The organism is Rossellomorea sp. DUT-2 (assembly GCF_052665285.1).
The window spans coordinates 42790-58435 of record NZ_JBQPEO010000002.1; the positions used below are offsets into that span (position 1 = coordinate 42790).

Below are 15646 nucleotides of genomic sequence, written 5' to 3' on the forward strand. Positions count from 1 at the left end.
TCAACCGCCTCCTACAAATTGGACTAACTCTAAAATATCCCCATGTTTCACTTTGGTGATCTTGTGCTCTTGTTTTTCAAGAATGGTTTGGTTCTGCTCAACGATGATCATTCGGTTTTCCAGGTTAAAATGATGAATCAATTCCAATACTGTTGAAATTGATTCCGGCACCGTGACCACCTGTCCGTTAATTCGTAATTCCACCTTCTCAGCTCCTTACGTATGAATGTAGGGGATGGGATTCCTCCCCCTCTATCAGATCTGCCATTAATACCCCAGTTATTGGCGCCAGGAGTATACCATTACGGTAATGCCCCGTTGCAATAGAAAGTCCCTTCCATTCTTCACTTCTCCCCATAAACGGCACACCTTGTTCTGTTTGAGGACGTATCCCGGCCCAAGCTTTTTCCCACTTGGCATCAACCAATTCTGGAAGGATGGATGTGGCCAAATGCAAAAGGTTCATTAATCCACCTATGGTAATCGTTTCATCGAAGGTATGGGGGTGCTCTGTTGCACCGATTAAAAGACGTCCACCCTCTTTTGGAACAATGTAGCAGCCTTCTGTAAAGATGGTCCTCTCCACTATCTTTCCAGGGACTTTAACGGAAAAGCATTCACCCTTAACTGGAAAACTTTTGAACTTCATTTCCAGCCGATCCAAGAGGAATTGACTCCAAGCACCGCCTGCTACAATCGTTTCATCTGCATAAAAGTCACCTTTAGACGTCCTGACTCCAGTAATCTTGTTTCTCTCTTTCATAAAATCATACACGTCTGTATTTTCACTGATTTCTGCACCCTGCATTTTCGAAGCCGCCCCTAAGGCTTGTGTAAGCTTTGGTGCTGAGACGTTACCATCCTTCGGAATGTATAATCCGCCTGCCACATTTTTTGAAAGATGAGGTTCATAGGAAAATAGAGTGTTGGGGGAAAGCCATCTAATTTGTTCCCCAAGGGATGCTATAGAAGCCGTTTCTACTAACTCCTTTGCTTCCTCCTCCGTTCTCGCCAGCTTAATCATTCCATTTTCCACATATTCAATGTCCATTCCACTGATTTCTTTTAAATCGGTCGCTAAGGAAGGATACATATCACGGCTTGCCTTCGCCAGATGATACAAAGGGCCGTCCCCCTTCAATTCGGTTTGAACGCCGAGCATGCCTGCAGCTGCTTTCGATGATTTTCCTGCCAGCCTATCCTTCTCTATCAATAGAACTTTCTTTCCTCTTTTGGATATTTGATAAGCAATGGAGCAGCCTATCACCCCTCCACCAACAATCAAAGCATCATACTGTTTTATCAAGCTACCTTACCCCCCTGTGTAATTGTTTATAATATGATCGGGCTGCATCTAGTGGATCTTTTGAAAGCAAAATACCTGATAAGACAGCGACTCCTTTTGCTCCGGTTCCCGTAACCTCACATACGCGTTCAGGCGTAATGCCTCCTATGGCAATAGTGGGAAGCGGGACGGATTGAACCACTTTTTCTAAGCTTGCCAAACCTCTGCCAGGCATACCCCGCTTTGAAGAGGTAGAATAGATATTTCCATAGAGCAGGTAATCCGCTCTGCTTATCATTGCCTGTTGTGCTTCTTCAACGGAATGTACAGAAGCACCAATTTGTAAGGAAGGAAAAGCACTCTTCACTAAGCTGATATCAGCACTTTGATGGCCAATCTGCACCCCTCTTACATTCTTCATAAAGGCAATGTCTGCCCTATCATTAACACATAATTTTGTTAAGGGGACTCCTGCTGCTACTAGTCGATCAATGGCCACAGCCATTTCTTTCCCCGTCCACTGCTTTTCGCGAAGATGGAGCATGTCGAGATATGGGTAAACGGACTTCGAGATTTTCACTAATTCTTCCACTGATTGTATTCCTGATGAAATCAAATGTAATTGTTTTCTTGTTTCAATTCCCATAGCGAACATCTCCCGTCGGAAAAATAGGTAGATGGGTAGAAAAATAATAACTGAGCGCAATCATGATGAGAATACTCCCCAAAAAATATCCATCATATTTCGAGAAGGTTACTCTGTAGTAATAGGTTCGTTGCCCACTTCCATTAAAACCTTTTGCTTCCATAGCCACGGCAATTCGGTGCGCTCTTCTGATGCTCTGGGCAAGCAGGGGAATGGAATACGATTTCATTTTATGGAATAAGTGCTTTATTCCTCTCCGTTCTTTAACTCCCCTGACTTTCATGGCGTTCCGTATCGTGAAGAATTCTTCAATCATAATGGGTATTAATCTGAATCCGGCCATAAAGCTATACGCATACTTAGGTTTTAATCTCAGCTGCTGCATGAGGGAGTAGAAAAGCTTCACGGGTCTCGTTGTAAGAGCGAATAATAACCCCAATATAGCGAATACGATGGTACGCAATCCAACATGGATCCCCCGATAAAAGCTCTCTTCGGTAATGTGGATCAATCCCCATTTCATCCAAGTTGTTTCACCTTTCCCAAATAAAATCATTGATGAAGCTGTAGAAATGAAAACAAGGAAAAAGGGTAGGATCATTAAACTGACCGTTCTATATGAATATCCTGAGAACACCCATAACAGGAGAAAAAAGAGTAAGCCCAGATATAACAACCAATTAAGATAATGAATAAAAAGCAGGAATACAAAAAGCCCGATCAAGGTCATTAGCTTGAAGCTGGGATTGATTTGATGGAGCCAGGTTTCTCTATGCTCGATTTCTATATTCATATTGCTTTACTACCTGCAATCTCATTAAGGAAATCCTGGGTAAGACGCCCATTTTCAATCACCCATACTCTGGATGCAAAGTGAGTAATGATCTTTTCATCATGTGTCACCATCAAAATGGTAGATCCTTCTTTTTGATAGTCTTGAAGCATCTCAAGTAACGCAAACGTATTTTGGGAATCCTGGCCAAAGGTTGGTTCGTCCAGTAATAGAATATCTTTATTCCTGACAAGGGACGCTGCTACGCTTAATCTGCGCTTTTGCCCCATGGATAAATGATAGGGATGATGATGTTTGTATGGATCAAGTTTGAAACGCTTCAAGAGTGCATGCACCTTTTTCTCCACTATTCCTTCATCCACTTTATTGAGCCGAAAGGTATACGCAACCTCATCAAACACACTGTTTGTCACAAACTGAAACTCAGGATTTTGAAAAACAAACGTACATTCCTCTGGAACATTCTTTCCTTTTACCTGACTTCCATATAATTCATAAGTCCCGGTCGTTTGGATGAATTTCATGAGACTGTGGAGTAATGTTGATTTCCCGGCTCCGTTCTTTCCGGTGATTGCAATCCATTCACCTTTAAGGCTTACGGCACTTTCAAGGTGGATCTTCACCTCTTTTTGTATATACCCTTTGAAGTTCTCCAGCTTTAAATTCGTCTTTCCAAACGGGGCAACCTTCTGCGGAGGGTGGGAAGAAAGATAATCATTCCACGCTTCCGGATACCATACCCCGACTATTTTCAATGTTTCCTTGAAATTTGATAAAATGTGAGCCTTTGGTCCATCAGCCACTATCCTTCCATTAGCATCGAAAAGAATTATACGGTCAATGATCTCCAGAACGTGACTCAGCTTATGCTCAACGATAAGTAACGTTTTATCTTCACATGTCGTTTTCACTGTTTCCCATACAGATCTAGTACTCTCTTCATCCAACATGGCTGTAGGCTCATCCAGAAATAGCGTGTGGGGATGGAGCGCAAGGGCAGAAGCAATGGCCAGTTTTTGCTTCATCCCCCCTGATAGAGAGGAGATTTTTGTATGGGAATCCGTCAGACTTAAATTCACTTTCTCTAACAGATCGTTAATTATCTCTCGCATTTCGTCTCTTGGAATCTGGTTGTTCTCCAAAACAAAGGCAATTTCCTCATCTACATAGGGCATACAAAATTGAGCGTCCGGATCTTGAAAGACATATCCGAAGGATTCAGGACGCTCAATCGAGTCAGCTTTCATCGGCACATCTATCAAATGGGGTATCACACCGGATAAAACCTGGAGGAGTGTGGATTTTCCACAACCAGAAGGCCCCAGTAGCAATACCTTTTCCCCGTCTTCTATCGAAAGGCTTATGTTTTTAAACATCAGTTTCTCTGAACCGGAAAATGTAAGGCGCAGATTTTCAATATGCATCGTCCTTCCCTCCTTTACTGATTCAGGGCATCATAATCTTTTTGGTCCGCACGTCTGACCAAACTGGTTACCCCCGTTTTCTCCAGAGCCTTAACGAGATAAAAGGCACCTATGCCTGCTATCACGATGGATCCTATCAATCTGGCACCAATAAATAGAGATAAATTCCACAAAACCAGGTCTCCCATGTATCCTTTAAAGTAGTCCATCAGAATTGAGCCAATTGCTGAGCCCACAGCTGCTGTACAAATGATGAGGACATCATAACGCTTATAGCGGGTGATAAGAAAAATCAACTCTGCAAACAAACCTTGGATTAAACCGAACAATAGTACCTCGAGACCCCATTCACTTCCCATGAGAAATTCCCCTGAAGAGGCAGCAATCTCTGCCAGAAGTGCGACGCCAGGTTTCCGAATGATTAAAAAAGCAACGGTTGCCGCCATGAACCACATGCCATAGATCAGTTGATCAGCATGCAATCCAAATGGCTTTAATAGGTTGTAAACCGGTCCCCATAGCTTATATATAATCCCAAAACCTATGGAGATCACGACCGTTACTAAAATGTCCGTCAGCTTTAATTTAGACATGTATTCTACCTTCCTTACCTAGAGATGCCTGAAACGGCCACTTCTCAAGTGTGTATGCCATTTCCCAAAACTGTAATTCATAAATGCTGCTCAAAATGAAATTCTCTTTCATTCTTTCCTTATCTGTTTCTGTCATCGTTTCTGCCAATACATCCAGTCGCTGGATCTGTTCTTCTACTAGCTCCCCAAACCACTCTCCACCATAAGCTGCGATCCACTCCTGATATATGACCTCCTCAGGTGTACATGATTTCAAGCGTTCACCGATCTCATAATACAACCAGTAGCAGGGGAGTATTGCCGCCAGGATATCTGCGAGCCCCCCATATTGTGCGGAACGATACATATGCGAGGTGTAGGCATAGGCAGTAGGAGCAGGTTTGAACTGCCGTTTTTCTTCTTCCGTAATCCCTAAACGATTTGAGAAATTTTCATGAAGGGAAAGCTCTGCTTCATTCGTTCCTACTGCGTGTGTTGCCATTCTGGATGTAGTATGTAAATCTGTTGCTTTGGCTGCACCAAGTGCCTGCACCTTCGAAAAGTGTGAGAGGTAATAGGCATCCTGCAGAATGTAGTACCTGAAGTTTTCAAGGGGGAGGGTTCCATCCCCGATACCTTTAACGAAAGGATGGTGAAAACTCGCTTCCCAAATTTCCTTCACTTCGTTTCTTAAGTACGCTGTAAATGACATAGTATCTTTCTCCTTTTCCAGACGACCCGAAATGGGCAACAAAAAAAGCCACTTTCATTATGCATACCGCATACAGAAAGTGGCTTGAGATCAGTTTGATAGAATTCGATTCTATGTGACCGTCAAACACCACTTCCCTACGCTGGTCTCAACCAGATCAGGTTCAAAGGGTCTTAAAGTCACACTTTAATCTCAGCCTTTTAGAAGGCACCCCTAGTGGATCGTCCTATGAAATTTTGTATTCGATGTTATCGTACCACGATTCTTTTACTTGTCAACACCAAATAGGAATCCTTTCATCATTTTCCATTTGTCCTTTCCATACAAAACCAATCATAGCAAAGGATACCCCTTAATAAATTTTAATGAAATACTTTTTAGAATAAAGCTCTCATAAAGCAAAATTAAGCACTTATAAAAAAATGTATACAAATACAATGGATGGGTTAAATATTTATATACACTACAATAAAAGAAGGGACGGACTTCCATGTTGGAGGTCCGTCCCTTCCCATCATTTAAACCATCCTTTTTCTTTTGATTGAGTGATGGCTTCGATTCGATTTTTCACTTCAAGCTTGTCGAGAATGGTTGAGATGTAGTTTCGGACGGTACCTGTTTTGAGGCTGAGCTCATCGGCTATCTCCTTCGTGTTTTTCCCGTCGGCAACCAGCTCCAACACTTCTTTTTCTCGATCTGTGAGGGGGTTTTCTTCACTGTACACATCGTCCATGAGCTCCGGTGCATATATACGTTTACCGTCCATCACAAGACGGATCGAGTTCGCCAGTTCTTCACTTGGACTATCCTTTAACAAATAACCTTTCACCCCGCCTTTTAATGCACGTTGAAAATAACCGGACCTTGCGAAAGTTGTCAGAATGATCACTTTGCAATCTTCACCCTTTAATTCCTCTGCAGCTTCAAGACCGGTCTTTTTAGGCATTTCAATGTCCATGATACAAATATCCGGCTGCAGCTCGTGGACGAGGGCAATGGCTTCTTCTCCATTGCCCGCCTTTCCGACCACTTCCATATCATCCTCTAAACTAAGTAAAGAGCCTAAGGCACCTAATAGCATTCGCTGGTCTTCTGCAATAACAATTCGAATCATTCCATTCCCTCCCTGTCTGTTTGCTTAATTACTTTCGGCACTCTCATAATCAGAGTGGTCCCATTTTCGGAAAAAACGTCTAAGCTCCCATTTACAAATTCTAACCGCTCTCTCATCCCGATTAAGCCGCTGCCTTTAGACAGTGTGTAATCTCCCTCGATTCCCATACCATCATCCTTCACTATGATGGTCATCTCTTTATCCGACTCTTCAATGATTAGCTCACAGTGCGACGCCTTGCTGTGTTTGACAACATTCGTCACAGCTTCTTTCAGGCACATGCTCAAGATATTTTCCAGAAAGAGTGATGCTTGGGGGATCATGACATCATCTTCCATCACGAAATCAATTTCCGCTGCCTTTAATAGCTGTTTGATCCGGACGATTTCGTCTTTTAGCCGGATCCCCCTCATCTGAGATACCATTGTCCTTACTTCACTCAAAGCCGTTCGTGCCGTTTGCTGAACATCCTTTAATTCGCTTCGGGCCTGCTCTGGATCTTTGTACACCAATTTTCTTGCCAGATCGCTTTTCAGGCCGATAAGAGAAAGCTTTTGACCCAAAGTATCGTGTAAATCACGGGCAATCCTCTGGCGTTCCTCCTGCTTGACCAAGTCTGAAATACGTTTATTTGCATCTTCCAACTGGTCTTCGAGCTGCACCTGTTTATTTCGGTTATAAATATTAAACGGCAACAGAATGACGCTTATCCAAATGATCAGAATAAAAGGAAATTGAGATAAAAATAATTCATCTTGTATAACAAAATTATAATTGATCGATGCCGTCGTTAACACCAAGTGAATGATATATAGGGTTAAAAACGCCACCCGGTTTTTTATATTTCCATTATAGTAAGCAATGTAAAAAGCAAAATAGATAAAATTAAATTGAATGGTCATGGTAATGGATATCGCGATTAAAATCGATGTCCATAAATAAACCGGCCAATCCTTTGAAATAAAAGCAAATCGTAAGGAAATAAAGAACATGATGGTCAAGGAAATCCCTACAACTATTTCTATTGTAGAGGAGGACTGAAAAATAAAATAAAATGGCAAGATGCTGATGATGCTCCATATATAAGGGGAAATTCCGGAACCTTTTTGAATATTGATTAACTTTTTCGGCATTTGCACAATAAAATAACCTCTTTTTCTTTCAGTTTTTTAACTATGTAACCTATAGTATGACATGAATTATACCAATTTTCATATAAATGGTTTAAGAATTGTCCCACCGTATAGACAAGAAAATCGTATAAAATACTCCATTGAAAAATACTAATATTTCCGATTTTGGATCGCTTTTTGCTTCTGCATGATCTCATAGGATTTATGGATGATATCCGTTAACACATCACCTTTGTAAACTCTTCCAATTTTCGTGTTTTGCTGATAGTATTCAACGATTTCATCCAATTTCACTGATGTTTCCTTATCAACCCTTACATTAAGCTGCATTCTTCCTTGATCTGACAAGGTTCGCCCCCCTTTACCTATCTGTCTATTAGCAACTGCTAGCACTTTGTTATCACTAGTATAACAAATGCTATCATTTATATATACCGGCAAATGACCTAAAAAAAGTGGAAAGCCTAGGCGTCAATCCGCTCAGGCTTTCCGTTCAATTCTATTTGTTTTCAATCGAGATTTTTACTGGTACGATATCCATCTTTACATTGAGATATGAGTAATCATCTTGACTTCCATCTTTATAACCCCAAAAGCCTTCCGTTTGATCTCCTTTTTTGAAAGTCAGTTCGAAGCCTTCATCCTGAGAAAAACTATAGCTCTTCACTTCATCCTGTCCAACGTTATCAAGTAGGCTATAGCTTAAATAGTTTGCAAGTGAAGGATGAGGCGTTAATACTCCTGTATGGGGAGCAGCATTATATTCGTAGTATTCATAGTCTTTTGTTGAAACCTTGTGATCACTGATCGTATATTCCTTTGTATTTAAATTTAATTGATCACCCGAGGTAATCCATGATAAATGTACATCTTTATACGTATGAGATGATTGTGATAGATCTGACTGACTCAAATCTACTACAGAAACGCCGCCTCTACCTTTTACCTCAATGGTTTTCGCTTCGTTATCCACTATCATCGCTGTATCTTCATCGATCCCATACGAGAATTCATTTTCTTCTCCATGCTCAGCAGTGGTTGCAATTAACCGTCCCAATCGTGCTTTTTTATCAAAATGCTGATCCACGATACCGTACGGGAAGAATCCTAATCCCTTTTCAAGATATCCAGGTCCGCCTTCTTGTTGAGACATGCCGTCATACGTATCAGTGAAGCCTTTTGATAGCGTGTCATAGCTTCCACCACCTGCGATCATCACATCGCTCATGATGGCAGCTCCTGCACTTGTACCGCCAAGAACGGCTCCATTACGATAGATCTCCCAAATATTTTCAAGAGCTAATGATTGAGTTCCATCTTGGTTTAACAATGTTTCGGTAATATCCGTTTGATCTCCACCTACAAACCAAATGGCATCGTACTCCAGTATACTTTCTGCTATATCCGAATTATTTTTATTATTCATCCAGTTAGACTCATCTTCTTCTGACCCTTTAAAATCATGGTTTGATAGAGGAAGAATGTCGATATTTTCTTGAGGTACACCGAATGATGACAAATCCTCTTTAAATGCATGTGAAGACTTTAAACTGGAACTTGCAGCAGGGATTATCCCGATCTTCCCATTTTCCCCGGCCCGATTGATAAATTCGCTGTACACTTCTTCATTACTACTTCCTAAAGCTCCTCCAACGATTACCAGGCTGCCTTTTGTTTCAGGATCAAAAGAACTTTCAGGTACTTCTAATGAGGAAGAAGTAAAGTCATGTGAAAGCTGATCTTTCTTATGAAAATGAACGGATACAGGTGAAACATTCATTTCCACATGCAATAGGGAGTATGAATCCTTTTGACCATCCTGATAACCCCAATATCCGTTTGTTTCATCTGTCTGCTTAAACTCCAGCTCAAAGCCATTTCCTTCACTATCGTAAATATAACTATTAATCTTACTTACCGCCTCATTGTCCACCAGGGAATACGACAGGTAATGTGGCAATGTTCCATAGGATGAGAGAACACCCGTAGCTGGAAGAGGCTTAAAGTTATAATATTCATAGTCTTTTGTTTCAACCTTATTTTCGCTTATGTTAAATTCTTTCGTTTTCACATTGAACACATCACCAGGAGAAATATAACTAAGATCAATGTTCTTTATTTCTTTTCCTGTTAAAGTAGATTGAGATGCATCCACTACCGTAATGTTACTTCTTCCTAATACTGAAATCGTCTGTTCTTCATTGTTGACCACCATCGCTGTATCTTCATCAATTCCATAGGCAAAATGGTTTTTATTCGTTTCATAACGGATGGCTGTAGCCGCCAGTCTACCCAGACGTGATCTTTCATTAAAATGTTGATCTACAATTCCCCATTGAAAGAATCCAAGCCCTTTTTCAATATAGACAGGTGCATATTCTTCATCCGGATTCGATACATCATCAGTTATAAACTCTTGACGAAGCCCTCCTAAACTATCACCGCCTGTAATCATCACATCACTCATGATGGCTGCTCCGGCGCTTGTCCCACCAAGAACGGCTCCTTTGCGGTAAACCTTCCAAATTTCATCTAAAGCTTTCGTGTTTTTCCCATTGCTCTTCACTAATGTGTCTGTGATTTTAAGCTGATCTCCACCGACAAACCAAATACCTGTCAGCTTCTTAATTTTTTTGGTCATTTCTTTCTTTTGAGCGTTATCTTTCCATTCGCTTTCATCTTCTTCTGTCCCTGAAAAATCATGAGCAGATAGTGGAAGAATTTCAATAGCTGATTCTGCTACCCCATAGGAAATCAAATCTTCTTTAAATTGATTGGATGACTTCAGAGAACCTGAAGCAGATGGAATGATACCTATTTTCGCTTTCTTTTTACCACCTGATAGTTTAATAAATTCTTCGTAAACAGTCGAGTTGCTGCTACCTAAAGCTCCTCCTACTATCAATAGACTCCCTTTGATGCTATTTTCGTTTTTCTTGGCAAATGAACTGGAAGTTGCCAAACTGCTTATAACTGCAAATACAGTTATAACAATGAAAAGTTTCTTCGCTTTACCCCAATAACCATTCATTAACATTTCTCCCTTCTATTAATCTACATTCAATTCATTATTATGCAATTTCCATGCCAACTCTGAAGTCTCTGAATTATCAGTCATTTAAGAAGGAAAGGGTTAAAATTGGATGTTTATGGTGAGGTTATTAATGAACCAATAAAAAAAACCTCCACATTCGTTTGGTTCGAATGTAGAGGGTGCAGCTTATATCGATTATCCGATATTTTCCTCGCAATATGAAAGAAGGAGACTTTCTTCATCTTCTTCTAATTCAAAGTCAAGATACGACTCAGTGTTTCTTTCTACAATGGTCGACTGTACGATCCTGGAACCGTTCTCGTCTCGAACAAAAATGACTTTTATGTAAATACCCTGTTCTCTGTAAAGCTCATCATCCTCAGGTACTTCAATATTAAGAATAACTTCATATCGATCTCCATTTAGTATACCGGTAGGATCTTTCAGTTCCTCGGCACTATGACTGGTAATGTTCATTTATCTAACTTCCTTTCAATGTGAAACAAGTTTCTTTCATCTTCCTATTATACACCTAAACCGGTAGATTTTAAAAACGTATTCCTCTAATCAGCCTAATAAGTAAATGAATGGGCTTGATCCACAAACTTCGTTATAATAGAAGCAGATACGAAGTTTAAGGAGAGAATGCAATGAATTCTAAAGAGATGCAAGAAAAAATCATTGAAAATTATCAAAAGGACGAGCATATGATGATTCTTGTGTTTGCCCAATGGTGTGTGAATCACGACCTTGACCCTGCAACCCTTTATCAGAAAGCCTATCCCCATCAAGGGGAAAATCCCGCATTAATGCAAGGAATCGACTTAACGGTCCCTAAAGAGGAATCTGAAGAAATTCCCGACACGACTTTACTGGGTGTCCTCTCCCTATTTGGAAATGACGACTTGGCTCATGTCGTCACAGAAGAAATCAGCAAGCGCCCTGGTAACAAGGGATAATAGTAAGAGGGACGGACCTTCACAAGGTCCGTCCCTCTATTTTTATTCACATATTACTTTAAGCTTCATCCACCGTTTGAAGGAGATGAAAAAGGAATTCATATATGAGTTCGTAGGAAGCAAGCATCGTCAGTCCCTCATTAAAATCAGGTAGATCGTTTAAAGTAATATTTAAATCCCATAAACCATCCTCACCATTAAACAATAAGTCATAAGATGATTCGCCTTTAAGAGTATTTTCCAAGTAATGTTCAATTTGGCTGCGATATTTTTTTTGAAGCTTCAAACCCAGCATCGCATCATACGTTCCAAACACGTCGTCCACTTCTATTGAAACAGCCTCCACCCCAATCACATCAAACCATTCCAATTCCAGGAAGACGAACTCGTTTTTATGTTTTTTTAAGTAGGTGATCGGCTGATCGAGAAATACGAGTGATTCTTGAGCGATTAGTTCTTCGGTTTCCTTCTCGCAACGCTCGATATATGCTTCTTTAAATCGCGAACCGGATTCCCGTACAGTTATCTTGTCAGCATCCAATAATCCATGCTTTTCTGCATATTCTTTTTCCTCCGGAAATAGAGCAACGCTACCATTCGATTCTTCGATATACTGCAACAATCTCTTTCTTAACATCCTTTACCCTCCGTAAATATAATTTCTCTACTTCTTTTATGCACTACTCTAACTCTAAGTATACAGGACAGTGATCACTCCCGAGTATTTCAGTGTGGATCTCTGCGGTCTTTACAGCAGGTGTTAAACGCTTTGACACAATAAAGTAGTCAATTCTCCACCCAATATTCCGTTCACGGACATTACTCATATAGGACCACCAACTAAAGGCATCATCCTTTGTTGGATGGATATACCGAAAGCTATCGACAAACCCTTCCTGCAGGAGCATCGTCATTTTCCCGCGCTCTTCATTTGTAAAACCTGAATTCCCCCGATTTGATTTGTCATTTTTCAAATCTATTTCGGTATGTGCGACATTCAGGTCCCCACATAGAACAACAGGTTTATGTTGGTCCAATTCAAGAAGATACTTCCGTAAAGTATCCTCCCACTCCAGACGTTCAACGATTCTTGACAGATCCCTTTTTGAATTAGGGGTATATACATTCACCAAATAAAAAGAATCAAACTCACATGTAATAATCCTACCCTCTGGCTCTATATGGTCATCATTGAAACCATATGAGACAGCCAGCGGCTTCTTTTTAGTGAAAACGGCCGTTCCTGAATATCCCTTTCGCATCGCATAATTCCAATATTGATGGTATCCCTCTAATTCTAATGAGATTTGTCCTTCTTGAAGCTTGGTTTCTTGAAGGCAAAAAATATCTGCGTCCACATGCTGAAAATAATCTAAAAATCCTTTTTTCACACACGCTCTAATTCCATTTACATTCCATGACACTAATTTCATATTAATCTATTTAACTCCTTTACTCATAGCATTACCCTTTATTATCCTACCATAAAATCACCCGAAGACATTCATTATACTGATATAACATAAGGAATCACCAATTGCTATTCTGATATAATTTAAGCTCCCCGTTGATATTTTTCCACAATAAAAACCATGCCTGCGCATGGTTTTTATGTTTATTTTTTTCGATTATAAGACTGAGAGGAAGATTTTTTTCTTGTTTTTCTCCCTTTAAAGTCAGTCTTCATATCTGCTGCTGTCCCCTCGGAAGATTTTTGTTGTAGAGAGCTAGAGGACTTTCTGCTCGTCATTTGTTTATCTTTTAAATCGTCCTTTTCCTTTGTCAAGGATTCCCGATCCTTGCTTTTCCTACTTCCTTGTCGTTTATCTCCCTTTTTCTTAGAGGGTGTTTTTGACTTTAGAGAAATGGTATTCCCAAGGTTTTGCTTTTGAATTCGACTATTCAGCTCTGCTTCAATTCCGTCCAGGAGGCTTCTTTCTTCAGAAGAATAAAGGGTATAAGCTAAGCCTGTTTCACCTGCTCTCCCGGTTCTTCCAATTCGGTGAATATAGGTCTCGGCATTCTCGGGCATGTCATAATTCAATACGTGAGTGACTCCCTCAATATCCAATCCCCTGGAAGCCACGTCAGTCGCAACTAACATTGGTACGTCACCGGTTCTAAATTGTTCCATAACAATTTCACGCTTCTCTTGTGGGATATCCCCATGAAGTTCAGCCACTTTAAATCCTTTTGACTTCAGCACTTGATATAATTTCGTCACCCGTCGTTTCGTTCGGCAAAAAACGATGGATTTACTTGGTTGAAAGGCCTCTATTAATTGAATGACTGTGTCTTGCTTGGCCCGATCCACTGTAAAAATGGCAAATTGATTAATGGAAGTGGATCTTTCTGATTCCGCCACCTCGATATATTGGGGAGTTTTCATATATTTGCGAGCCAATTTTTTGATTTCAGCAGATATCGTCGCAGAAAATAACATCGTTTGACGATGAGCTGGCGTTTTCCTTAAAATTTCTTCGACTTTATTAAGAAAACCTATTTGCAGAAGTTGATCTGCTTCATCAATGACCAAAAACATAAGATGAGATAGGTCGAGAGTCCCTCTTTTCAGATGATCCAATAGCCGTCCTGGAGTTCCAACCACAATATTCACATTCTGTTCCAGTTCCTTGATTTCCTCCTCATGGCTTTTACCACCATAAACGGAGAGAACGCTAAACCCTTTGTTTTTCGTTGTGAGCTTTCTTATTTCGCTTGTCACCTGGATAGCCAGTTCACGTGTCGGGGTAATAATCAAACTCTGAATATGATGTGTATTGGATTTACTTTTCTCCAGAATGGGTAAAACGTAAGCAAAGGTTTTTCCCGTCCCGGTTTGAGCCTTGGCCATGACATCTTTTCCCTCCAAAAGGGTCGGTATCACATTTTCTTGTATGGGTGTCGGTTTACTTATACCGGTAGTAGATAAGTTTTTCTGAAGACCTTTTGATAGTCCCAGTGATTCAAACGAGTTCAACGATCATTCCTACTTTCTTAAAACGAGATTTGACTTGTCTACTAATAGTGAACGTTTCGTGGTGAAAAAGCAAGAACAAAAAGGATTCCGAATTGGAATCCTTTTTGTTAATCATATACTGATCTATTCATTTTAACTAAAACGTTAATGTTACGTCTGCGTCTTTTGCGAATTCAAGGAATGTGACAGCTCCACCCACTTCTATTCCATCCACAAATGCTTCTTTATCTAAGCCCATTACATCCATAGTCATTTGGCACCCAATAAAAGATACCCCCATCTCCTTTGCCATTTCCACTAACTCAGGAATGCCCGGTACCTTCGCTTTTGTAAATCCTTCTTGGAAGTGTTCTTTTCCTTCTGGCATCAGAAGCTGTTTGTGACCTTCTTTATGGATGAGATTCAACCCTTCAAATGTAAAGAATATGGCTACTTCTTGATCTGTGGCTGCCGCCGCAGTTGCTATATTGAATACTTTATATGCATCAAATAATCCACCGTTACTTGCGATAATCGCTACTTTTTTACTCATTTTTATTCCTCCAGTTAATTTATATTTCGTTTATTGGAACATGATTCATACATTATACCTAAAGTGGTATTAACAATGTCAAAAAGGTGGTTATTCTGTCGGGCCTTCCCACGACATCATCCCACCGGTCATATTAATGACATTAAACTCCTGACTCTCAAGAAATTGAGCTGCTTGTCCACTTCTTCCACCTGAACGGCACACCATAATATATTCTTTTGTCCTATCTAACTCATCCATACGACTTTCAATAGAACCTAATGGAATATGTTTAGCGGAAGGTATCATTCCTGAAGCTACTTCATCATCTTCACGAACATCTATCACATTTAGTGATTCTTTTTCATCAATTAATAATTCTTCAACTTGTTTAGCAGTTAATTGTTTCATTGAGTATTCCTCCTAGTTCTTTGTGTTATTGGAACAACTTTATGTACATATAATATACCTATACGGGTATAT

At 40.2% G+C, this 15646-nt stretch carries 18 protein-coding genes and 1 riboswitch; of the genes, 1 reads left to right on the forward strand and 17 read right to left on the reverse strand.

The window, feature by feature from the left end:
- The 12 genes from thiS to ACOSV2_RS05825 form a co-directional block, all read right to left on the reverse strand.
- Entirely contained in the window at nt 1–204 is a 204-nt protein-coding gene (gene thiS / locus ACOSV2_RS05770; protein WP_428974325.1) for a sulfur carrier protein ThiS, read from the reverse strand.
- Between the two features lie 4 nt (nt 205–208).
- A complete protein-coding gene (gene thiO / locus ACOSV2_RS05775) occupies nt 209–1306 on the reverse strand; it encodes a glycine oxidase ThiO (RefSeq protein ID WP_428974326.1) in 1098 nt (365 codons plus the stop codon).
- A gap of 1 nt (nt 1307) precedes the next feature.
- On the reverse strand, nt 1308–1931 hold the full coding sequence (locus tag ACOSV2_RS05780; protein ID WP_428974327.1) for a thiamine phosphate synthase: 624 nt from the start codon (nt 1929–1931) through the stop codon (nt 1308–1310).
- Nucleotides 1921–2724, reverse strand: coding sequence for an energy-coupling factor transporter transmembrane component T family protein (locus ACOSV2_RS05785; RefSeq protein WP_428974328.1), 804 nt, complete (start codon nt 2722–2724; stop codon nt 1921–1923). Before ACOSV2_RS05785 ends, ACOSV2_RS05780 begins: the two co-directional genes overlap by 11 nt.
- Nucleotides 2721–4148: an ABC transporter ATP-binding protein gene (locus tag ACOSV2_RS05790; RefSeq protein WP_428974329.1), complete on the reverse strand. Its 1428-nt coding sequence runs from the start codon at nt 4146–4148 to the stop codon at nt 2721–2723. The genes ACOSV2_RS05785 and ACOSV2_RS05790 overlap by 4 nt, the downstream gene beginning before the upstream one ends.
- Before the next feature lie 14 nt (nt 4149–4162).
- Nucleotides 4163–4741 (reverse strand): ECF transporter S component, encoded by a 579-nt coding sequence (locus tag ACOSV2_RS05795; protein ID WP_428974330.1) that lies wholly within the window; start codon nt 4739–4741, stop codon nt 4163–4165.
- Entirely contained in the window at nt 4734–5432 is a 699-nt protein-coding gene (tenA, locus tag ACOSV2_RS05800; protein WP_148993955.1) for a thiaminase II, read from the reverse strand. Before tenA ends, ACOSV2_RS05795 begins: the two co-directional genes overlap by 8 nt.
- A gap of 117 nt (nt 5433–5549) precedes the next feature.
- Nucleotides 5550–5657: riboswitch (TPP riboswitch) on the reverse strand.
- A 289-nt stretch (nt 5658–5946) separates the two neighbouring features.
- Nucleotides 5947–6546, reverse strand: a complete 600-nt coding sequence (locus ACOSV2_RS05805; protein ID WP_428974331.1) for a response regulator — start codon at nt 6544–6546, stop codon at nt 5947–5949.
- The gene (locus tag ACOSV2_RS05810; protein WP_428975071.1) at nt 6543–7679 is read right to left on the reverse strand and encodes a sensor histidine kinase; all 1137 of its coding nucleotides are present in this window, start codon (nt 7677–7679) and stop codon (nt 6543–6545) included. Before ACOSV2_RS05810 ends, ACOSV2_RS05805 begins: the two co-directional genes overlap by 4 nt.
- Before the next feature lie 150 nt (nt 7680–7829).
- The gene (locus tag ACOSV2_RS05815) at nt 7830–8027 is read right to left on the reverse strand and encodes a hypothetical protein (protein WP_428974332.1); all 198 of its coding nucleotides are present in this window, start codon (nt 8025–8027) and stop codon (nt 7830–7832) included.
- A gap of 151 nt (nt 8028–8178) precedes the next feature.
- Nucleotides 8179–10710 carry a cyanophycinase gene (locus ACOSV2_RS05820; RefSeq protein ID WP_428974333.1) on the reverse strand — a complete coding sequence of 844 codons (2532 nt, stop codon included), beginning with the start codon at nt 10708–10710 and terminating at the stop codon, nt 8179–8181.
- A 198-nt stretch (nt 10711–10908) separates the two neighbouring features.
- Nucleotides 10909–11190, reverse strand: a complete 282-nt coding sequence (locus ACOSV2_RS05825) for a DUF6509 family protein (protein WP_428974334.1) — start codon at nt 11188–11190, stop codon at nt 10909–10911.
- A gap of 173 nt (nt 11191–11363) precedes the next feature.
- On the opposite strand from ACOSV2_RS05825, the gene ACOSV2_RS05830 reads away from it, so the two are divergent.
- The gene (locus ACOSV2_RS05830) at nt 11364–11672 is read left to right on the forward strand and encodes a hypothetical protein (RefSeq protein ID WP_397551288.1); all 309 of its coding nucleotides are present in this window, start codon (nt 11364–11366) and stop codon (nt 11670–11672) included.
- 58 nt (nt 11673–11730) lie between these two features.
- On the opposite strand, the gene ACOSV2_RS05835 is transcribed toward ACOSV2_RS05830, so the two are convergent.
- From ACOSV2_RS05835 to ACOSV2_RS05855, 5 genes are all read right to left on the reverse strand, one after another.
- Entirely contained in the window at nt 11731–12309 is a 579-nt protein-coding gene (locus ACOSV2_RS05835; protein ID WP_428974335.1) for a branched-chain amino acid aminotransferase, read from the reverse strand.
- 43 nt (nt 12310–12352) lie between these two features.
- Nucleotides 12353–13105, reverse strand: a complete 753-nt coding sequence (locus ACOSV2_RS05840) for an exodeoxyribonuclease III (RefSeq protein ID WP_428974336.1) — start codon at nt 13103–13105, stop codon at nt 12353–12355.
- Between the two features lie 182 nt (nt 13106–13287).
- Nucleotides 13288–14652, reverse strand: coding sequence for a DEAD/DEAH box helicase (locus tag ACOSV2_RS05845; protein ID WP_428974337.1), 1365 nt, complete (start codon nt 14650–14652; stop codon nt 13288–13290).
- A gap of 136 nt (nt 14653–14788) precedes the next feature.
- Entirely contained in the window at nt 14789–15184 is a 396-nt protein-coding gene (locus ACOSV2_RS05850; protein ID WP_428974338.1) for a DsrE/DsrF/DrsH-like family protein, read from the reverse strand.
- A 90-nt stretch (nt 15185–15274) separates the two neighbouring features.
- Nucleotides 15275–15574: a rhodanese-like domain-containing protein gene (locus ACOSV2_RS05855; protein ID WP_428974339.1), complete on the reverse strand. Its 300-nt coding sequence runs from the start codon at nt 15572–15574 to the stop codon at nt 15275–15277.
- Nucleotides 15575–15646 lie beyond the last annotated feature (72 nt).

Coding starts and splice junctions, on each gene's coding strand:
- ACOSV2_RS05780 (WP_428974327.1), bottom strand. CDS start 1,931: ATGGGAATTGAAACAAGAAAACAATTACATTTGATTTCATCAGGAATA.
- ACOSV2_RS05785 (WP_428974328.1), bottom strand. CDS start 2,724: ATGAATATAGAAATCGAGCATAGAGAAACCTGGCTCCATCAAATCAAT.
- ACOSV2_RS05790 (WP_428974329.1), bottom strand. CDS start 4,148: ATGCATATTGAAAATCTGCGCCTTACATTTTCCGGTTCAGAGAAACTG.
- ACOSV2_RS05795 (WP_428974330.1), bottom strand. CDS start 4,741: ATGTCTAAATTAAAGCTGACGGACATTTTAGTAACGGTCGTGATCTCC.
- tenA (WP_148993955.1), bottom strand. CDS start 5,432: ATGTCATTTACAGCGTACTTAAGAAACGAAGTGAAGGAAATTTGGGAA.
- ACOSV2_RS05805 (WP_428974331.1), bottom strand. CDS start 6,546: ATGATTCGAATTGTTATTGCAGAAGACCAGCGAATGCTATTAGGTGCC.
- ACOSV2_RS05810 (WP_428975071.1), bottom strand. CDS start 7,679: ATGCCGAAAAAGTTAATCAATATTCAAAAAGGTTCCGGAATTTCCCCT.
- ACOSV2_RS05820 (WP_428974333.1), bottom strand. CDS start 10,710: ATGAATGGTTATTGGGGTAAAGCGAAGAAACTTTTCATTGTTATAACT.
- ACOSV2_RS05825 (WP_428974334.1), bottom strand. CDS start 11,190: ATGAACATTACCAGTCATAGTGCCGAGGAACTGAAAGATCCTACCGGT.
- ACOSV2_RS05830 (WP_397551288.1), top strand. CDS start 11,364: ATGAATTCTAAAGAGATGCAAGAAAAAATCATTGAAAATTATCAAAAG.
- ACOSV2_RS05835 (WP_428974335.1), bottom strand. CDS start 12,309: ATGTTAAGAAAGAGATTGTTGCAGTATATCGAAGAATCGAATGGTAGC.
- ACOSV2_RS05840 (WP_428974336.1), bottom strand. CDS start 13,105: ATGAAATTAGTGTCATGGAATGTAAATGGAATTAGAGCGTGTGTGAAA.
- ACOSV2_RS05850 (WP_428974338.1), bottom strand. CDS start 15,184: ATGAGTAAAAAAGTAGCGATTATCGCAAGTAACGGTGGATTATTTGAT.
- ACOSV2_RS05855 (WP_428974339.1), bottom strand. CDS start 15,574: ATGAAACAATTAACTGCTAAACAAGTTGAAGAATTATTAATTGATGAA.